Genomic DNA, 1,361 nt, shown 5'->3' on the forward strand with positions numbered 1-1,361 from the left:
ACCCCAAACCGACACAGGTGGTCAGGTAGAGAATACCAAGGCGCTTGAGAGAACTCGGGTGAAGGAACTAGGCAAAATGGTGCCGTAACTTCGGGAGAAGGCACGCTGATAGGTAGGTGAAGTGATTTACTCATGGAGCTGAAATCAGTCGAAGATACCAGCTGGCTGCAACTGTTTATTAAAAACACAGCACTGTGCAAACACGAAAGTGGACGTATACGGTGTGACGCCTGCCCGGTGCCGGAAGGTTAATTGATGGGGTTATCCGTAAGGAGAAGCTCTTGATCGAAGCCCCGGTAAACGGCGGCCGTAACTATAACGGTCCTAAGGTAGCGAAATTCCTTGTCGGGTAAGTTCCGACCTGCACGAATGGCGTAATGATGGCCAGGCTGTCTCCACCCGAGACTCAGTGAAATTGAACTCGCTGTGAAGATGCAGTGTACCCGCGGCAAGACGGAAAGACCCCGTGAACCTTTACTATAGCTTGACACTGAACACTGGTCCTTGATGTGTAGGATAGGTGGGAGGCTTTGAAGTGTGGACGCCAGTCTGCATGGAGCCGTCCTTGAAATACCACCCTTTAATGGCTGGTGTTCTAACGTGGGCCCGTAATCCGGGTTGCGGACAGTGTCTGGTGGGTAGTTTGACTGGGGCGGTCTCCTCCCAAAGAGTAACGGAGGAGCACGAAGGTTAGCTAATCCTGGTCGGACATCAGGAGGTTAGTGCAAAGGCATAAGCTAGCTTGACTGCGAGAGTGACGGCTCGAGCAGGTGCGAAAGCAGGTCTTAGTGATCCGGTGGTTCTGAATGGAAGGGCCATCGCTCAACGGATAAAAGGTACTCCGGGGATAACAGGCTGATACCGCCCAAGAGTTCATATCGACGGCGGTGTTTGGCACCTCGATGTCGGCTCATCACATCCTGGGGCTGAAGTAGGTCCCAAGGGTATGGCTGTTCGCCATTTAAAGTGGTACGCGAGCTGGGTTTAGAACGTCGTGAGACAGTTCGGTCCCTATCTGCCGTGGGCGCTGGAGAATTGAGGGGGGCTGCTCCTAGTACGAGAGGACCGGAGTGGACGCATCACTGGTGTTCGGGTTGTCATGCCAATGGCACTGCCCGGTAGCTAAATGCGGAAGAGATAAGTGCTGAAAGCATCTAAGCACGAAACTTGCCCCGAGATGAGTTCTCCCTGAGACTTAGAGTCTCCTGAAGGAACGTTGAAGACGACGACGTTGATAGGTCGGGTGTGTAAGTGTAGCGATACATTGAGCTAACCGATACTAATGAACCGTGAGGCTTAACCTTACAACGCCGAAGGTGTTTTGGCGAAGAGACAGATTTTCAGCCTGATACAGATAACAT

The 1,361-nt window shown here is 52.4% G+C and carries 1 rRNA gene (only partly in view); it reads left to right on the top strand.

Features of this window, described 5'->3' with window-relative positions:
• A 23S ribosomal RNA gene (locus tag JSN25_RS06005) occupies positions 1 to 1,304 on the top strand; it begins 1,601 nt to the left of the window's first position.
• The last annotated feature ends 57 nt before the right edge of the window (positions 1,305 to 1,361 follow it).

The organism is Citrobacter cronae (assembly GCF_016893685.1).
Classification (GTDB): Bacteria; Pseudomonadota; Gammaproteobacteria; order Enterobacterales; family Enterobacteriaceae; genus Citrobacter; species Citrobacter werkmanii.